Origin of the sequence: Vibrio sp. FF145 (assembly GCF_041439075.1) — a bacterium.
Taxonomy (GTDB): Bacteria; Pseudomonadota; Gammaproteobacteria; order Enterobacterales; family Vibrionaceae; genus Vibrio; species Vibrio tasmaniensis_A.
In genome coordinates this window covers 78946-96311 of sequence record NZ_JBGONH010000003.1, presented here as the reverse complement: position 1 = coordinate 96311, position 17366 = coordinate 78946, and the positions used below count along the sequence as shown (strand labels likewise).

Genomic DNA, 17366 nt, shown 5'->3' with positions numbered 1-17366 from the left:
CAAGCGAAGGTATCTATATAGGCTATTGTATCAAGTTTGTGCTGACATATGATGATCTTCTCGTTGTGTCTAATCTCCCCCCCCTTCTAAGCGACAAAACTTTTTTCAAGATAAGCGCATGCCATAAAACGAAAATAACAACCTTAAATGGCTCGTTTGGTGCCTTAAAATGGCCAAAATAGGGTGTTTTAAGTTGCTGTTTTTGTTGGTTTTTAATTTGATGTTTTCTTAAGATCACAATGGTAGTCTTAGCTTGATTTCTTTAGGGGGCTAAATGGATACCAATAACAGCACTTATCATCAGCACAGTTTTGCTCAGCAAGATCTATCAGAGCTTACCTTTACGGCCTGTACGTTTATCCGTTGTGATTTCAGACGTTCGAACTTACGTGATGCAACGTTTATTAACTGTAAGTTTATTGAACAAGGCGATATTGAGGGATGCCACTTTGATATTGCCGATTTACGAGACGCAAGTTTCCAGAATTGCCAGTTGGCGATGGCGAACTTTAGTAATGCGAATTGCTATGGGATTGAGCTGCGTGAATGCGACTTAAAAGGAGCGAATTTTACTCGTGCTAACTTTGCCAATCAAGTAAGTAATAGGATGTACTTTTGCTCTGCGTATATTACGGGCTGTAACCTGTCATACGCCAACTTGGAGCAGGCCTGCTTGGAAAAGTGTGAGTTGTTTGAAAACCGCTGGATAGGGACTTACCTTGGCGGTGCGTCACTGAAAGAGTCTGATCTCAGCCGAGGCGTGTTCTCCGAAGATGTATGGGGGCAATTCAGTATGCAGGGGGCTAACTTGTGTCATGCGGAATTAGAAGGGTTAGACCCTCGCAAAGTGGATACGACAGGGATTAAGATTGTCGCTTGGCAACAAGAGCAGTTGCTTGAAACCATGGGTATTGTTGTGATGCCTGATTGATTTTCTAATTCTGCATATAACGCTGTAAAACTCGGTTGTCGTATCACTCGGTCGTAATTAACCACAGCAGTTAGAAGAAAAGCCCAAAGTTAATAACTTTGGGCTTTTCCGTATTTGGCCGCATGCATTTTATAATGAAGTTTAGAAAAGAGAATGCTTGGCGGATATTGAGTTGATTAGTGCATTCCTGAACGCATTTTGTCGGCCAGTGCAAAGAAGACAAACAACACGAAACATACTAGTGCAACACACAATGAAACTAAGATCGTTGTTGCGTCTTTTGACATCAATGGAAGTACGATAGAAGCTACCGCTACCAACATAACAAAGACATGAACGATTCGTCCGATAATTGGATTTTTATGACAGAATGAGGCCCAACGATAACGCATTTTTAACACCAGTATAATATTAGTATTTTTATTCTATTTTACTAATGAGCACTTTGTAAATTACTTTTCATTGTAGGGTACGGTAAATGTGATTAAAGCAAAGTTAATATAAAACTAGTTAAATAACAGTGCATTATATGATAGTTGTTGGGCATTTGATTGTAGTGGTATTTCGTACTCTTCAGGGAGTGATTATTGATAAGAGTTCCATTGCTTATTGTTATCTGTCTCGTCAATGTTATTGAAATTAACATTGATATCTACGTGACGATTAATTTTATGTTATTTATCAAAGCGACTCCTCAAACTGAGAGCGAAGTAATCTTGTGAGTCTTTCGGTTTGATATACTCAGTGTTCATTCGATTAAGATTATGGAGATGATATGTCGAAAACCGCGAAGATCATTAATGAAGATAAATTGCTCAAGAAAGCTCTGGAAGTCGGTTCTAAAATGGCAAAGTTACAAGGCTTTGATTTGCCACACTCATCTCAACCTATAAAAGTTAAGGCTGTGTACTTGTTTCTTGTTGGAGTTAATCAGATCACGCCTTTACCTGAAAGTAAGCTTGATGGCGCGAATATTAAGAAGCGTTTAGCACTATGGATCCACAAGGCTCTGCCTGATAATGATCCCCTGAAGTAATTCGCGATTAACTCAGTGATTCGAATTTGTTTCTTTTGATTTATTGCCAATTTATGTTTACTTGAAAAACCTAGCTATCTCACGCTAGGTTTTTTGTTTTAGGTATCTGCGTTTCAATATTAGAGCCTAAGCCATCTCTTTTTAGAGCGTCACTGTTTACCTTATTCAGTATTGGAGTCGTCGATATTTTTGCTGATTCCTACCCTTCCTACTCAGGCACTTGAACGCTGTATTTTATGAATTGCACTAACGATTTTCTTTCGTCTATTCCCTTGAAGACTCTTAAATTCATACCGGCCCAATAAATACATTAGAACTCAAAGTATTGTTTAATACATACAATACTTGAATAAGTGTGACCCATGTCGCTAAAATTTGATTTTTAGCGCTAGTGTGTTGATCTTTGTGTATGGGAAATGCTCATAATTAAAAGGAATTTAATTAGAGCTCAAAGGAAGTGTCTCGGTATGATTACGTCAGCGCCTTGGATATTGTATCCAGAGGTTGTAGAAAAGATGATTGAAAAATGGAATTTTCGTGAGCCAGAAGTTTCGGATGGCAACAACATTTATCAATTAATTTCAGAGTGCCCTCCATTAGATACTAACTCTTCATATTGCAATTTCTTGCAGTCTACTCACTTTAGTAAAACTTGTATTTTAGTGGAGCATGAAGGTGACCTTGCTGGCTTTATTTCTAGTTACCAAAAAACCAGTGAGCCCAATGTTCTCTTTATTTGGCAAGTGGCGGTGGCGCCTAAGTTTAGAGGCAATGCTTTAGCCTACAAGATGCTGAACACCTTACTTAAACGAGAGGGGCTAAAGAGCATTGAAGCGATAGAAACGACTATCACTGAATCAAACCAAGCGTCTTGGGCGTTGTTCAAAAAGCTGGACGAAAAAAACGGTAACACCGGGAAAGTGACTACTTTCTTAGATGAAAATCTTCACTTTAACGGGCAGCACGATACCGAATACCTCTATCGAATCCTCCTTAAATAATCAAACACTTATAGGAATTAAATAACGGCATTATCATGGATATTTTTAAAAAGCAGGAATCTAACGTACGTTCATACTCGAATAGTTTTCCAGTTACTTTTAGTAAATCAAAAGGTTGCTGGCTTGAAACGAAACAAGGTGATCGTTACATCGATTTTCTTGCTGGAGCAGGATCTCTCAATTACGGTCACAACAATCCAATACTTAAGCAAGCCTTGCTTGATTACATTGAAATGGACGGGATTACGCACGGCTTAGATATGCATTCAGAAGCCAAAGCTGAATTCTTAGAAGCACTTACTCGCTTAATTCTAGAACCAAGAGATCTCAATTATAAAGTTCAATTTACTGGCCCAACAGGAACCAATGCCGTTGAAGCCGCGATTAAATTGGCTAAAAAAGTGAAAGGCCGAAGTAGCATTGTAGCGTTTACCAATGGTTTTCATGGTTGTACTGCAGGTGCACTGGCTGCTACGGGTAACCAACATCATAGACAAGGCGCGGGCTCAAACCTTAACAACGTTACGCGTTTGCCATTTGAGGGTTACGCTGGCATTGATGGATTAAAATTGTTCGAAACGATGTTAGCTGATAATTCTGCCGGTATGGATAAGCCAGCAGCCGTCTTATTGGAAACGGTTCAAGGTGAAGGTGGATTGAATGTCGCTTCAAATGAGTGGTTACAGCGTTTGAGTAAAATTTGTAAAGCTCACGATATCTTAGTCATTGTCGATGATATCCAAGCGGGTTGTGGTCGAACGGGTACGTTCTTTAGCTTTGAACCTTCAGGTATCAAGCCAGATATAGTCACTCTGTCTAAGTCGATAAGTGGTTATGGCTTACCGATGGCCGTCGTTTTATTAAAGCCTGAATTAGACAAATGGCAGCCGGGAGAACACAACGGCACCTTCCGTGGTAATAACCATGCGTTCGTTACCGCTACGAAAGCGTTAGAAATGTATTGGTCAAATGATGATTTTGAAAATCATATTCAACGTAGCTCAAGCATGGTCGATGATGTCATTCAACGCAATATCAAGCGTTTCCCAGAGCTATTCGTTCAACGCAAGGGACGTGGAATGATGATTGGCATTGAATGTAAAGATGGAAACACGGCTGACGAAATTGCCAAAACGTGTTTTGAAAACGGTATGGTCATTGAAACAGCTGGCCCTAACGATGAAATAGTGAAGTTCTTTTGCCCACTGACGATATCTGAATCGGAACTGATGCAAGGTTTAACCATCTTCGAAGATTCAGTAGAAATTGTAGCAACTAAGTATTTCAAGAAAGTATCGTAATAGGGACAGTAAAATGATTGTTAGAACACTTGATGAATGTCGTAATAGCGAAAGACGTATTGTTTCGGATAATTGGGAAAGTACTCGCATGTTGTTGAAAGATGACAACATGGGTTTTTCATTTCATATCACGACAATTTATGAAGCGACGGAAACACATATTCATTACCAAAACCATTTAGAATCAGTATATTGCATGAGTGGTGAAGGCGAAATTGAAGTGGTTGGTGGTGAGACTTATCCCATCAAACCTGGGACGCTTTATATCCTTGATAAGCACGATGAACACTATTTACGTGCGTATAAAAACAAAGAAATGGTTATGGCGTGTGTATTCAATCCGCCAATTACTGGCGCTGAAGTTCACGATGAAAACGGCGTTTATCCTCTGGTTGATTAACCGACTTTTTCTGGGGTGAAATCTCACCCCAATTTCCATTTATCTAGTCTTTATTGCTTCTCTATAACTAAGGTCTTTTATGACATTTACCGTAGAAAAAATCGGCGGTACATCCATGACAGCATTTGATGCTGTGCTCGACAATATTATTCTCCGCCCGAAAAATCCGTACAATCGAATTTTTGTTGTGTCAGCTTATAGCGGGATGACAGATGCACTTTTGGAGTGCAAAAAAACAGGCAAGCCAGGTGTTTATCAATTGATCGCAATGCGTGATGATTCTTGGGAAGAAGCGTTATCTTACATTGAAAGCCGTATGTTGTTGATCAACGAGCATATTTTTGCAGATCCTATGAATCGTGCGCGTGCTGATAAGTTCATCCGGTCGCGTATTTCAGAAGCGAAGAACTGTATTACAAATATCCTTGAAACGTGTCAATACGGTCAGTTTTCATTGAGGCATTACTTGCCTCAGATCCGCGAGTTTCTCTCTTCAATTGGCGAGTCACATAGTGCGTACAATACGGCTCTTAAATTGAAAAATATTGGTATTAATTCAACCTTTGTTGACCTTTCTGGTTGGGATAACAAGACTCCTCAGAGTTTGGACGATACCATCAGAGACGCTTTTTCAGACATAAATGTGGCTGAAGAGCTACCTATAGTGACGGGTTATGCCTATTGTAAAGAAGGTTTGATGCATACTTATGATCGTGGTTACAGTGAGATGACGTTTAGCCGTATCGCGACTATGACCAAGGCATCACTGGCTATTATTCATAAGGAGTATCACTTTAGTTCGGCCGATCCAAAAGTCGTTGGGGTTAGCTCAGTTAAACCAATTGGAGCGACTAATTATGATGTTGCCGATCAGTTAGCAAACCTTGGTATGGAAGCTATTCATTCTAATGCCGCAGCAGGGTTGCGCGAGAGTGGAATCGAACTACAAATAAAGAACACTTTTGAGCCAGAGCATGAAGGTACACTGATTTCTTCAGATTACCGTCCAGATACCAATCAGATAGAGATTATTGCCGGAAAGCAGAAAGTATATGCATTGCATGTATTTGATCAGGGGATGGTCGGTAAGGCTGATAACGTCAGTTATGAACTAATGGAAATTATCGCGGATGCGAGAGTTAACCTTATCGGAAAAGAGATGAATGCTAACTCTATTACGTATTATCTAGGCGGCAGTTCAGAAAGTTTAAATAAGGTGTTTTATAAGGCAGAGAAGCGATATCCGAAAGCATCTATTTCGGGACGTATGGTCGCTATCATTTCGGCGATCGGGTCTCAAATTGACACCAATAAAACGCTAGCGAATGGCGTATTGGCTTTGATGAGCAATAGTGTTACGCCCATTGCGTTACATTCGTCGATGAGAAACGTGAATGTACAATTTGTTGTGAGCGACGATAAGTATCAAGAGGCCATTTGTGCATTACATGAAGAGTTTTTTGAACAAGAGCAAAAGGTCACATCATCAGTGAATGCTGCTTAAATATAGAGCAGCCTATCCTATCGACTAACTGAACGTTTGATCTGTAGGGGTGAGGCTGCAACGAATTCTGTGTAAAGGCCATTTTTATGATGGCCTTTTTCGTACCTGCTCGATGACATATTGTGATTTCAGTCCTCATTTTGTAAAACAAGGTTATGAACTTTGAGATGCGGCATTTAATGTCGGTGTTGTTATTTCACGCGAATAATTCAGGAGCAAGGTATGAGTTCTCATCAAATAAAAAATGTCGTGTTTGACGTCGGCAATGTGATTGTACGTTGGTCGCCGCTAGAAATTACTCGCCTGACTTTCGGGGAACTTGATGATCTGGAAACCCAAGCGCGTTCAATTTTCCAAAGTTCGATTTGGTTGGATTTGAACAAAGGATTCTTGACCGAAAGTGAGGCCAAGCTTCGTTATCAACAAGAACTCGACTTATCCCCGTTAGAGTGCGATCGCCTGTTCTATTACGTTAAGCAAACGCAGATCTTACTGCACGGTTCAGTTGAACTCATCGAGCGTGTAAAGCGATCTGGGTATGGTGTGTACGCGCTTACCGACAACGTAGTCGAGATTGTTGAATACCTAAAATCAACCTACCAATTTTGGCCGTTGTTTGATGGCGCGGCGGTATCCGCTGAATTGGGCATGCTCAAGCCTCAACCTGAAATTTATCATGCTCTACTGTCCCAGCATGGTCTTGATGCTTCAGATACGGTGTTCATTGATGATATGCCCTCTAACGTTGAAGGGGCAAAGGCTGTAGGTATGGCCGGTATCCAGTTTAGTGATGCTGTGCAATGCGAGAACGCACTACGTGCTTTTGGCGTCGAATTGACGTGATCATGTAGCGAAGTGCTCAAATTATCTATATTTAGTCAGGTTTCTCTATGCGGATAGTCTAGGTAGAAAAGCTAAGTAGAAAATGACGGATAGAAAATATTGATAAAAGCGAAAATGAATCGGTTAAAAAGAGGTGATGTTTCATGTGAACATCGCCTCTTTTTGTATTCGTTGTTCTAAGTAGCTTTATTCTACTGATACGTTTTATTCTTCTACTTAGCTTTATTGTTCAGTATTCAAATATCTAATCAATTTTGCAGGTGTGCCGCCGTATAGGCAATCTGGTGGTACATCGCTGTTGACCACAGAGTTAGCTGCAATCACTGAACGAGCCCCAATAGTCACGCCTTGGTTGATCACTGAATTACCGCCAACCCACACATCATCTTCGATTGTTATTGGTAAACAGAAGGTTTCCCATTTACGGCGGCTACGATAATCAAGGGAGTGTGATGGCGTATAGAATTGGGCACTTGGTCCAATTAAAACATTGTTACCGATCTTGATGTTCGCACCATCTAGCATTACTGCGTTCATATTAATGAAGGTGTCGTCGCCAATCTCTATGGTTTTGCCAAACTCACAATGAAAAGGGGGCTGGATTAAGCTGCTATTACCAACCTTACCAAATAGCTGCTCTTGCAATGTGTGTTGCTGGGCTGGATCTTGGTAGTTGTTGAAAGCCATTAGCGACTTTCTGGCATTGGCACGCATGGTATCAATTTCTTGATCTGCACCATCATACACTTGTCCAGATAGCATTTTTTCTAGTTCAGTTTTATTGTTTTTATTACTCATGCTTATCCACTTTACGAGAGTCTCGGTTTAATACTAATCGTAGTAAATAACTGGTCATCCTAGCTGGTTAAAACGCTCAATAACTGCGTTAGAAATTTTGATTGTAGAATAACTACTTATCGAAAATTTCTGCCTTGTTCTTAAGCCTTTTTCCTGCGCTATTTATGATCACTTACTTACTGTGATTGGTATAAATGACGAATACAGCAAGATTAGCGACTTTTAGACATAAAAAAAGAGAAAAGCGTCAGCCTTTCTCTTCCTGTTTTGTGCTTTAAGCACTAATGCTAAGTGAGCCCTGCTACTCAGCAAAAGGCGCGCTTTGCCAAATTAGATTTGCTCAACGAAACCCATTAGGTGTTGTTTCACTTCGTCTGAAGCGAAAGCGCTGTCGACTGAGTACTTGTATATTTCAGCGTAATCTTCTTGTGTTAGGTCGAATGTTTCACACACACGCTTCACTTCGTTGGTCATGGTTGTGTTCGACACAGTGCGGTTGTCTGTGTTGATCGTTACAACGATGCCATCTTTTTTGAATTCAGCAATTGGGTGATCGCTGAATTGGTGAATACATTTAGTTTGAACGTTACTTGTTGGGCAAGTTTCAAGCGCAACTTGCTTCTCTTTAACGATGTTGTATGCGTCTTCGTTACCTTGGATGTGAACACCGTGGCCGATGCGTTCAGCGTCAAGCATTGTCACTGCATCGTAAACGTTTTGACCATGCCATTGCTCGCCAGCATGCACGGTAATGCGGTAGCCTTTTTCAAGAGCGTATTGCGTGTATTCAGGGAACTCAGCACAGAAGCCTGGCTTTTCGCCGCCTGCGATATCAAACGCCACAACACCTTTACCTAGGTAGGGTTGGCCTGCGTCGATTACGTCTTTGATCGAATCTTTAGGGAACATACGAAGCACAGACATGATGTAGTTGCCTTTGATGTCGTATTTCTCTTCAGCACGCTTCATGCCTTTTACTGCACTTGCAATGATCGTATCAAGAGACAGGCCTTTGTTTACGTGCAGGATTGGTGCGAAGCGAACTTCTAGGTATTTAACGTTCTCTAGTGCGGCGTCTTCGTAAAGCTCAAAAGAGATACGTTCAATCGCTTCTTCAGTCTGCATTACTTGTAGTGGCAGGCTGAAACAAGCCAGGTACTCATCTAGGTTTTTGCAATCTTCTGGCACAGTTAGAGATTGAACAACCGCGTCGCGATCTTCAGGTAGTTCGATATTGTACTGTTTTGCTAGGTCAATAATCGTATCTGGGCGAACACTTCCGTCTAGGTGGCAGTGTAAATCAATCTTTGGTAGTGCTAGAAAATCCATGAGTATTCCTTAATTCTATTATTCTTTGAGTGTTTTAACTCACATGCGCTAAATTTACCAAGACAATGATATGATTTAAAGTGACAATTAATCATCATTAACCTGAATTTAGGGAATATCATGGTAGATGTTAAAAGCTTACTTAAATGCGATATGAATTTGCTGCTTTGCTTGCACGTTCTGATTGAAGAACGAAGTGTGAGCAAAACCGCAGAGCGACTCTTTTTGAGCCAGTCTGCGGTAAGTAAACAGCTCACTAAACTCAGAGCTTTGTTTGATGATCCGCTGTTTGAGCGTGAATCAAAGGGTCTATTCCCAACACCCAAAGCACTCGCGTTAGCACCTAAGATCCACCAAATTCTGCTGCAGATCGAAAAGCTGACTGTTCCCGAAGTTTTCGACCCTAAAGACAGTGAGCGTACCTTTACTATAGACCTTGTCGAAACGGCGTACACGGCGATTTACCCGCATTTTATGCCTACGGCACTTGCAGATGCGCCTCACATCACCATCAACAGTTCAACGTGGAGCAGCGATAGCTTCAAGCGCTTACTGAAACGTGAAGTGGATTTTGGTATCGGTATCTTTGAGCTAGATGAGCGCGCTTCTACCCACGTGCAGTGTATCCCTGACGAGTTGGATTACGTGGAACTGTGCTTGGATTACTCGGTGTGTTTGATGCGAAATGACCACCCAGCCTTGCTGGAAGAGTGGAACCTCGACACCTTCTTGAAGTATCGACACATACAGTTGGTGACGGGTGGAGCGGGTGACTGGTTATTGATGGAAGTGCTTAACTCAAAGCAGCTTGAAATCAACAAAGCCGCGAATGTTTCAGACATCACCAGTGCCATTAAGCTGTGTAAGCAGAGTGATTTACTTATGTGTTACCCATACAACTCGGTACGCGATTACATTGATAGTGGAGAGTTGGTGATGAAGCCTGTCCCGGTTGATTTGGTGCCGGGAGGCTTGTTCCTGTTGTGGCATAAATACTTCGATTCAGAACCTAGCCACAAATGGTTGCGCGACCTGATCATCGAGCAGACTCGATAGTTGAGATGTATAATTTATTCAAGATATTGAAAAATAAGCTAAACGTAGTTGTTTGATAAAAAATTTAGTTTTATTTCGTCTTTTGGAATTAAGCTTCGTCTTATTCTGGTGCTATTTTTATTTGGAAGATGAGAGATGACAATTCCACGGTTACCACAACAAATTATTGAAGACGCGTGTGAGTGGGCGATCATGCATGGTGTTGCGTTTCGCCAGTCAGATAATACCGCTAGGCATTGTCCTTTCAGCATTGCTCCTATGACTATGGAGCGTGAAGTGTATGAACACCTGTTGAAGGTAACACCGCTGATCACCAAGTTAATCAGCAATGTTTCCGAAGATCATGATTTCTTGCAGTCATCACTGAGTGATATGGCCAAAGCTGATCCGTTTTTTGGTCGCTTGATGGAACTGCATCAACAAGCGCATGGCGAGGTGTCTCATCGTCTTTATCCTGCTCGCCAACCGTTGTTATTAATGCGTACTGACTTTATGGATGATCGCCAACATGGCGCGAAAGTGATCGAGTTTAATGGCATTGCAGCAGGGATGGCACCATTCGGACAAAAGGCCACAGAGTTCCATGATTACATGCACAATCAATGGCCTGAGACTTATCAGAGCTGGCTTGAAGATAAATCTGCAACACCTGCTGAAAACCAAGGCTTAAAGCAACTGGCTTATGGTATTGCGACTTCAGCAAGAAAAGTGCGAGCTGACTTTAGTGATTCAGATAAGCCAACATTCTTGATGGTAGTGCAAAAGAATGAAGACAATGTTTACGATCAACACCTACTCGAAATTGAACTGCAAAAGCAGGGTGTACGTACGGTTCGTCGCACTTTTGAACAACTGAGCTGTCAGCTTTCATCGGGTGATAACCAACGCTTGTTACTGCAAGGTGTCGGCGCGGTTGATGTGGTGTACCTAAGAGCGGGCTATCAGTATTCAGATTACTGGGCACCAGAACTCAACGAATCGGTTTGTTGTCATACACTAAGCCAAACGCGCGTGTTTATGGAACAACACCATGTTGCAATGAACGCGACCATCAGCCAGCAATTAGCGACCAGTAAAACCATGCAAATGCTGCTGACCATGATGCCAGCATCAGAATACGCACGTTGGGGTTTAACGCTAGAAGAAGCCGAACTGGTCAAGAGTGTATTAGCTGACATGAAGCCAATCACCAGTGAGTCGATTGAATGGTTTAACACGCAAGCGAACAAGCAAGAATGGGTGTTGAAAAACCAAGGCGAGGGCGGTGGTCACTGTGTCTTTGGTGACGACATTAGCGAACAACTGAGCCAACTTAAGCCAGAAGAGTACGACGCATGGGCATTGATGCAGCGCTTGTATCCACACGAACGCGACGTACCAACCATTGCAGTGCGTGACACTCAACAAACGCTAGTGACAGACTTAGTCAGCGAAGTCGGCCTATTTACCGCTTACTACCAAGGGAAGCCAGTGACCGAACTGGACGGCTACGCGGGCTACTTGATCCGCAGTAAACCAGCCAGCGAAAACGAAGGCGGGATCCACAGCGGTAAAGGGATTTTGGATTCGTTGGTGTTGATTGATTAGTTACAAATGGTTGATCCATAATTGGTCGAGTTCGCACCAACCAAAACCATTGACTTGCGCGCTGTGTATCTTTTCAGAAACCTCTAAGTTGAACGCCTCTTGCTTGAGTTCAACCACAACTCCAGAGTGATTCAACCAATGCTTGAGTGCTAACAGTGCATTCATCGCTAACTCAAAGTTTGGCTGGCTTCTTATTGAGGCTAAGCCTTGTTCGACTTTCTCTAGCATCTCAGCAGGCAGCGCTAAGTCCTCAAACGGGAAGCGAGTGAAAAAGCTTAACCACGCAATGAAGGTGTCGTTCTCATCAATAATGCTACACAACACGACGTCTTTGGTTGTTAGGTAGCTAGTTAGGTAGTTTCCATATTCCACGCTGGTTTTGTGGTCGCCAGACACTGACAACTGATCGAAAAGGGCTTGGCATTCAGAGGTGTCTTCTACAGTAAATTCACGAAGTGACTTAGTTAACGCTGGGTTTTGAATCTTAAAGAAGGTTGAGCCGAATTCTGGTTTGGAATAATGGTCATCGCCCCGCACGGTGGTCGTCTTTTCGGGCAGTTTCACGCACACCTGATTTTGAGCGCAGGCTTTACTCTGTGCCCATTCTGGATAGACCCACAACTCGACTCGGTTGAGAATCGGAGTGCTGTGTGAATACGCGCTATTACGGCTTAATCTCAACATCTTGCTTGAGAAGATGTCTAATGAGAACGCGCCAGATCCAATCAGCCTATCAGCCGGTGACGAGTGATCGAATACGGAGGCTTCAACTCTGGAAAGTAAGCGCGGTAAATGCCAATCAGGTTGATTCAATTTCACAACAACCACATTACCTGCCGAGGCTGAGACCTCATCAATATGCTGATAACAGCGACGCCATATTTTGCTTTGGCAGAGTGAGTTAAGGTTGCACGCTATGTCTTGAGGTTCGAGTGTTCGACCGTTATGAAAGCGAACGCCATTGCGTATTTGAAAGTGCCACTGTGTCGCATCTTCATTAGGCTGCCAATGATAAGCCAGATCGCCGCTGAGTTTACCGTGCTTAACAGAGGTTAGGCGTTGGCAAACTTGCATCACTAAGAAGCGTTCGGTGCGTCTAAGTACTCGTTGAGGGTGAAGCGCTTCGAGTTCTCGGTGAAAGGGGATGTACGCGATATTCTGCGCCGACGGATTGGTATTGCTTAGAAAGGCTTGTAACTCAGCGCCAGCATTGCGGCCATTGAAGCTTAAGGTGCTAAACACCTGTTCTATATTACCCGCATCGGCTTGGGTTTGTGTGTATTGGTAACACGCCTCAATGGGCTCAACCAGACACGTGAGTTGTGCTTTCTTGCTTCGGCCTGAGCTGGCTTGCCACTCAATCCAACCTTGTGCTGTCATCGCTTTTATTAAGGTCTGAACATGACGTTCACTCACATGCAGCAGTGTAGCCAGTTGGTTGACCTGACAATGCGATACTCCAGGCCCAAAAGCCTGAAATATCTTTTCATACAGTTCAAGCTTGCGCTTAAGGTTGCCCAATTTGCTTTTCCTAACGACGAGGTTGAGTTAAATGTGGATAGCCAGAGTCAATGAGTGCTTTTTCCATCGTATCGAGAACTCGAGAGGTTATCTCTGAGCTTAGGATATCCGACTCAGTTTCGCCTTGAAGCACCAAGTCTGAAAAATGGTCGATTTCAAATTCGAATCCATTTCCCGTAACTCGGTTATTGATGGTCGACTTCTGCCCTTGATGTTCAATCTCAATAAAGGCCGGATTCCACCATTTTTCGTGAATGGTGATCTTAGTGTCGGGCCCAGTCAAGTGTGCTGATCGGGGAAGGTTTTGCACTGTTGATGCCGATATCTTACCGTTCATATCACCAGAGAAGGTAAAGCACGCATCGGTATCAACATTTGCCCCCTCATAAAGACACGACATCTTTACCTGAGGTTTTGAAGGGTTCACACCCAACGCTCGACATAGGTCGTAGAAGAACCAAAGCCCATAGACCCCAACATCGAGTGTTGCTCCGCCTGATAAATCCGGATTGAAGATAAACAAATCGGGCTCATAGTCGTGATGGTTACCAAAGCTGGCTTCGATTGAATCTATTTGAATGTGGTTATCGACCAAGAATGATTGGAGCTCACGATACGCGGGAAACACCACGGTTTTCATCGCTTCTAACAGCATCACGCCATTTTGTTTCGCAAGGGCTTTCATCTCCAGCCAGTCAGCAAGGTTGGTAAAAGCCGGCTTCTCGACCAATGCGTGCTTATTGTTCTTTAGAAACAGTTCGGCGAGTGGCTGGTGGTATGGGTGAACGGTGGCGATGTAAACCGCTTCTACTGCTGGGTCATTCGCCATCTCTTCATAAGAACCATAAGCCTTGTCGCAACCAAACTTGTTGGCGAATGTGGCTGCGCGTGTATGGTCTCTCGCGGCAACCGCATAAAGCTCACCATGCAGACAGTGCTCTGTGACTGCAGTCGCGAATCGATTGGCGATATTGCCTAGCCCTGCGATGCCCCATTTAATTTTGCGTTGCGTGTCGCTCATCAGTTACTCCAAATCGTTGTTTTGTATAAGTGTACTCAGAGGCGGCACATACAAATAGAGAACAGATTTCTCAACCTGTTCTCTATTTATTTTATTCTAGTTGAAGCTCAGGATTAGCTCTGTAGGGAGCGCTTCCAATCAGCTAGGGCTTGAATGTGTTTTGGTCCGATGCCACAACAGCCACCGACGATATTCGCACCCAATGCGTGCCAGCGTTTAGCGTAAGCTAAGTAACCTTGGCCATCCAGCTCGCGCATTTCTTGAAACATGTCATTAGCTTCATGTTCGCTGCTTATAGGTGCAAAGTTATTGGCGTAGACACCAATTTCTAAATCACTGCCTAGTTCAGCAATCACTTTCTTAGCATCGATAATGGCTTGATCCATCACTTCAGGCACTGAGCAGTTAAACATTATGCCAGTAGCGTTTGCTTGGCAGGCAAGCTTGATGGCGTCTGTTACGCTTTCGCCAGAACGAATATTGGCACAATCGCCCTTGGTGTCTTCCAAACTGAATGCGTAGTAACAAGGTTTATCTGACTGCTTAAGAACCGCATGAATGGATTCGAATTCTTGCAGGCTACAGATGGTTTCTGCTATCCAAAGGTCGATGTTCGGGTCTTGGGCATCGTAAAGCGTTTGAATGATTGGCGCAGCCTCTTCTACCTTAAACAAGTCTGGTCGGTAGCTGCCAAATGGCGGTGGAATCGCGCCTGCTACTTTCACTGCGTGAGGGGCATTGTCAGCAACTGCTTTAGCCAGTTCGCCAGATAGTGCTGCGAGTTCAAAGCCTCGTTGCTCGAACAGTTCTTCGCCTAAGTGAAAGGGTACACACGCGTAGCTATTGGTGATCAGGATTTCAGCACCTGCATCGACAAAGTTTTGATGCGCTTGGCTGACAAAATCGGGTGCTTCAATCAGCGCTTGAGCACTCCAAAGCGGTTGAGAAAATGGCGCGCCAATTTCTTTGAGTTCTCGGCCCATGCCGCCATCAAGTATGGTTAGTGTTTTCATATTCAATACTATCTAAACAATTGCTGAAGTTCTGCCGCCACCATATCAGACAACCTTGTCAGACAGAAGCCATCAAGACTCTGTGTTATCGAGAAAAGGTGTTGGACAGTTTTGGAGATAGCCACGGCATAATTTAGATTACCCTTTCCCAATAATGTGTACCACCACACGCATCAATATCTATACGCATGAGTGGCATATTTGCTATTGTAGTCAGCAGTTTAGAGCGAGTTACCGGCTTATGAAGTATTATCTTACCATTTTGGTCTACGGCATGAAGACTGAAGTGGTTTTTAGCTAGGTTGATACCGCAGAAATAAGAATAATCAGACATGGTGCCTCCGATGCATTTAAGTACTGCATAAGTGTGGCAGATCCTCAGTAGGGGGAATCCATGTCATTCGTTATGTTTTCTAGAGGAATTTATGAGTGTAGAGAACTGGTTGATAGGCATTGTATGTGCAGTGTTCGGCGTTGTAGCAGGTCATGTTCTAACTTCGAGATTGTACGGCCAAAGAGTAGAATCTCTAGAACAGGCGATGAATGATGAGTTCGAGTTTCTACGTGTAGAAATGGAGCGTTGGTTCCCTAAACTGTTACTCGAACATCAAAAACCAATTCAGGATGTTTATTCGGTTATTCCGGCCATTGACTTGTCTCTGGTTGAAAACATCGTTATCGAATTAGCTTCGAGCAAGCGTAGAGTTACGAGAGAGCAAAGGAAATTTATAATCAGGCTAAAGTTTCTTTTGGCTCATGCAGTAGAAATTGACTCGCAGCGAGGGGTATTAGTTAAAAAGTTATTTGAGACAGAAAACCTAATTGATCTTGGTGAAAAACGAGAAATAGGCAATCGAATCTCTTTCCTAACAGCTCAATTACTAATTGATGCCGCTGAAACCATCTTTTATTTAATTAAATTGTCTGAAGAACAGCGCAACTTTGAAATTAATGAACACCACAGCTATAAAGACTACATTGATGTTGCTTGTAAGCTATCAAATGTGGAAGTTCAGCCTGATGTTTGGCGCATGGTTTATGTGCAAACAGGGATCGAGTAGACATAACAATAACAAACGACTGTTGTAGCAATAACTAACTTTTGGTGCTGTTTTCATCTCACATAGTCCCATATGTCATCAACCATTGCAGAACGTTAAATGGTAGGTCACCACAATCTGTAGAGGAAAGTGCTTTGAAGTTAACCAATAAACTCGTACGTTACCCGCACATTGATGTTGATCGTGCGTTTGAAAAAGAAGATGAGTTATTGCAGCAAATACAGGCCGGTGAGATTGGACAAGCCTTAATGCTCTGGCAAGCAAAAACACCGACACTCGTTTTGCCTGCAGGTAAAAAGTGGCCAGTGACGTTAGAGTCTAGAGAGCAACTTGCGGCACAAGGCTGGCAACTCACCTCGCGAAAAACAGGTGGCGCTCCCGTTCCCCAACTGCCGGGGATCATTAACCTATCGCACATTTACCATTGGCCTCGCGATGAAGCCTACAACATCCAAAAAGCGTATCGACATTTATGCGATATCTTAACCCTGTTTTTTAAAGAACTGGGTATCGATGTGGAGGTACACGCAACCCCCGGTTCTTATTGTGATGGTGACTACAACCTCAATATCAATAAACAAAAAATAGTGGGCACTGCTCAGCGTGTATTGCTTAAACAAGGAGGCGGTCAAATTGTACTTTCGCAAGCCTGTATCTTGTTAGATGCCGACTTAGAGAATATTGTTGCGCCTGTGAATTTTTATAATCAAATTTGCGATAACCCGACCGTAGTGGATGCGCAGGTTCATACACTGTTGTCCGCGCATTTGATGAGCCTTCCCAACGTAGACTCACTCTTTCAGCGGTTAAGCCAAGCTTTCATCAAGTATGCGTAATGTCTTCCTTTCGCTAACACCTGTTAACTTGTCGGGTGGATGAACCATTTCAATTCTATCTAAACAATTGCTGGAGTTCTGTCGTAACCACATCTGACAACTTTGGGTTGTGGAGTGCTCCTAAATAC

General features: G+C 43.0%; 17 protein-coding genes and 1 pseudogene. 11 read left to right on the top strand and 7 right to left on the bottom strand.

Annotation, left to right across the window (positions count from 1 at the left end; genetic code table 11):
* Positions 1–274: 274 nt before the first annotated feature.
* Positions 275–931: a Qnr family pentapeptide repeat protein gene (locus ACED42_RS02210; protein WP_012600074.1), complete on the top strand. Its 657-nt coding sequence runs from the start codon at positions 275–277 to the stop codon at positions 929–931.
* Positions 932–1107: 176 nt separating this feature from the next.
* Here the strand turns inward: ACED42_RS02210 and ACED42_RS02205 are convergent, their stop codons facing one another.
* Positions 1108–1323, bottom strand: a complete 216-nt coding sequence (locus tag ACED42_RS02205; protein WP_041473012.1) for a hypothetical protein — start codon at positions 1321–1323, stop codon at positions 1108–1110.
* 383 nt (positions 1324–1706) lie between these two features.
* On the opposite strand from ACED42_RS02205, the gene ACED42_RS02200 reads away from it, so the two are divergent.
* The 6 genes from ACED42_RS02200 (at position 1707) to ACED42_RS02175 (ending at position 7016) form a co-directional block, all read left to right on the top strand.
* The gene (locus ACED42_RS02200) at positions 1707–1967 is read left to right on the top strand and encodes a DUF5062 family protein (protein WP_009845972.1); all 261 of its coding nucleotides are present in this window, start codon (positions 1707–1709) and stop codon (positions 1965–1967) included.
* 467 nt (positions 1968–2434) lie between these two features.
* Positions 2435–2968 (top strand): diaminobutyrate acetyltransferase, encoded by a 534-nt coding sequence (ectA, locus tag ACED42_RS02195; RefSeq protein WP_371701228.1) that lies wholly within the window; start codon positions 2435–2437, stop codon positions 2966–2968.
* Between the two features lie 35 nt (positions 2969–3003).
* The gene (gene ectB / locus ACED42_RS02190; RefSeq protein ID WP_009845970.1) at positions 3004–4269 is read left to right on the top strand and encodes a diaminobutyrate--2-oxoglutarate transaminase; all 1266 of its coding nucleotides are present in this window, start codon (positions 3004–3006) and stop codon (positions 4267–4269) included.
* Between the two features lie 13 nt (positions 4270–4282).
* Positions 4283–4669, top strand: a complete 387-nt coding sequence (locus ACED42_RS02185) for an ectoine synthase (RefSeq protein WP_009845969.1) — start codon at positions 4283–4285, stop codon at positions 4667–4669.
* A gap of 79 nt (positions 4670–4748) precedes the next feature.
* A complete protein-coding gene (locus ACED42_RS02180; RefSeq protein WP_371701227.1) occupies positions 4749–6173 on the top strand; it encodes an aspartate kinase in 1425 nt (474 codons plus the stop codon).
* Between the two features lie 222 nt (positions 6174–6395).
* A complete protein-coding gene (locus ACED42_RS02175) occupies positions 6396–7016 on the top strand; it encodes an HAD family hydrolase (RefSeq protein WP_371701225.1) in 621 nt (206 codons plus the stop codon).
* Positions 7017–7238: 222 nt separating this feature from the next.
* Here ACED42_RS02175 and ACED42_RS02170 read toward each other — a convergent pair whose 3' ends face one another.
* The gene (locus ACED42_RS02170) at positions 7239–7814 is read right to left on the bottom strand and encodes a sugar O-acetyltransferase (protein ID WP_135442169.1); all 576 of its coding nucleotides are present in this window, start codon (positions 7812–7814) and stop codon (positions 7239–7241) included.
* 330 nt (positions 7815–8144) lie between these two features.
* Positions 8145–9143, bottom strand: a complete 999-nt coding sequence (gene add, locus ACED42_RS02165; protein ID WP_269335235.1) for an adenosine deaminase — start codon at positions 9141–9143, stop codon at positions 8145–8147.
* A gap of 120 nt (positions 9144–9263) precedes the next feature.
* Here add and ACED42_RS02160 point away from each other — a divergent pair, with 120 nt between their 5' ends.
* Both ACED42_RS02160 and ACED42_RS02155 read left to right on the top strand, forming a co-directional pair.
* Positions 9264–10199: a LysR substrate-binding domain-containing protein gene (locus tag ACED42_RS02160; RefSeq protein ID WP_009845962.1), complete on the top strand. Its 936-nt coding sequence runs from the start codon at positions 9264–9266 to the stop codon at positions 10197–10199.
* Between the two features lie 135 nt (positions 10200–10334).
* Positions 10335–11786 (top strand): glutathione synthase, encoded by a 1452-nt coding sequence (locus ACED42_RS02155; protein ID WP_371701222.1) that lies wholly within the window; start codon positions 10335–10337, stop codon positions 11784–11786.
* On the opposite strand, the gene ACED42_RS02150 is transcribed toward ACED42_RS02155, so the two are convergent.
* From ACED42_RS02150 to ACED42_RS02135, 4 genes and pseudogenes are all read right to left on the bottom strand, one after another.
* Positions 11787–13307 (bottom strand): SgrR family transcriptional regulator, encoded by a 1521-nt coding sequence (locus ACED42_RS02150; protein WP_371701220.1) that lies wholly within the window; start codon positions 13305–13307, stop codon positions 11787–11789.
* A 10-nt stretch (positions 13308–13317) separates the two neighbouring features.
* The gene (locus ACED42_RS02145) at positions 13318–14328 is read right to left on the bottom strand and encodes a Gfo/Idh/MocA family protein (RefSeq protein WP_371701218.1); all 1011 of its coding nucleotides are present in this window, start codon (positions 14326–14328) and stop codon (positions 13318–13320) included.
* A gap of 113 nt (positions 14329–14441) precedes the next feature.
* Positions 14442–15341 carry a homocysteine S-methyltransferase family protein gene (locus ACED42_RS02140; protein ID WP_371701216.1) on the bottom strand — a complete coding sequence of 300 codons (900 nt, stop codon included), beginning with the start codon at positions 15339–15341 and terminating at the stop codon, positions 14442–14444.
* A gap of 136 nt (positions 15342–15477) precedes the next feature.
* A pseudogene (locus ACED42_RS02135) lies at positions 15478–15675 on the bottom strand (IS110 family transposase); the annotation flags it as partial.
* 91 nt (positions 15676–15766) lie between these two features.
* Between ACED42_RS02135 and ACED42_RS02130 the strand changes: the two are divergent.
* Positions 15767–16402: a hypothetical protein gene (locus ACED42_RS02130; protein ID WP_371701214.1), complete on the top strand. Its 636-nt coding sequence runs from the start codon at positions 15767–15769 to the stop codon at positions 16400–16402.
* Positions 16403–16536: 134 nt separating this feature from the next.
* On the top strand, positions 16537–17238 hold the full coding sequence (locus tag ACED42_RS02125) for a lipoate--protein ligase (RefSeq protein WP_041473199.1): 702 nt from the start codon (positions 16537–16539) through the stop codon (positions 17236–17238).
* Positions 17239–17366: the final 128 nt, after the last annotated feature.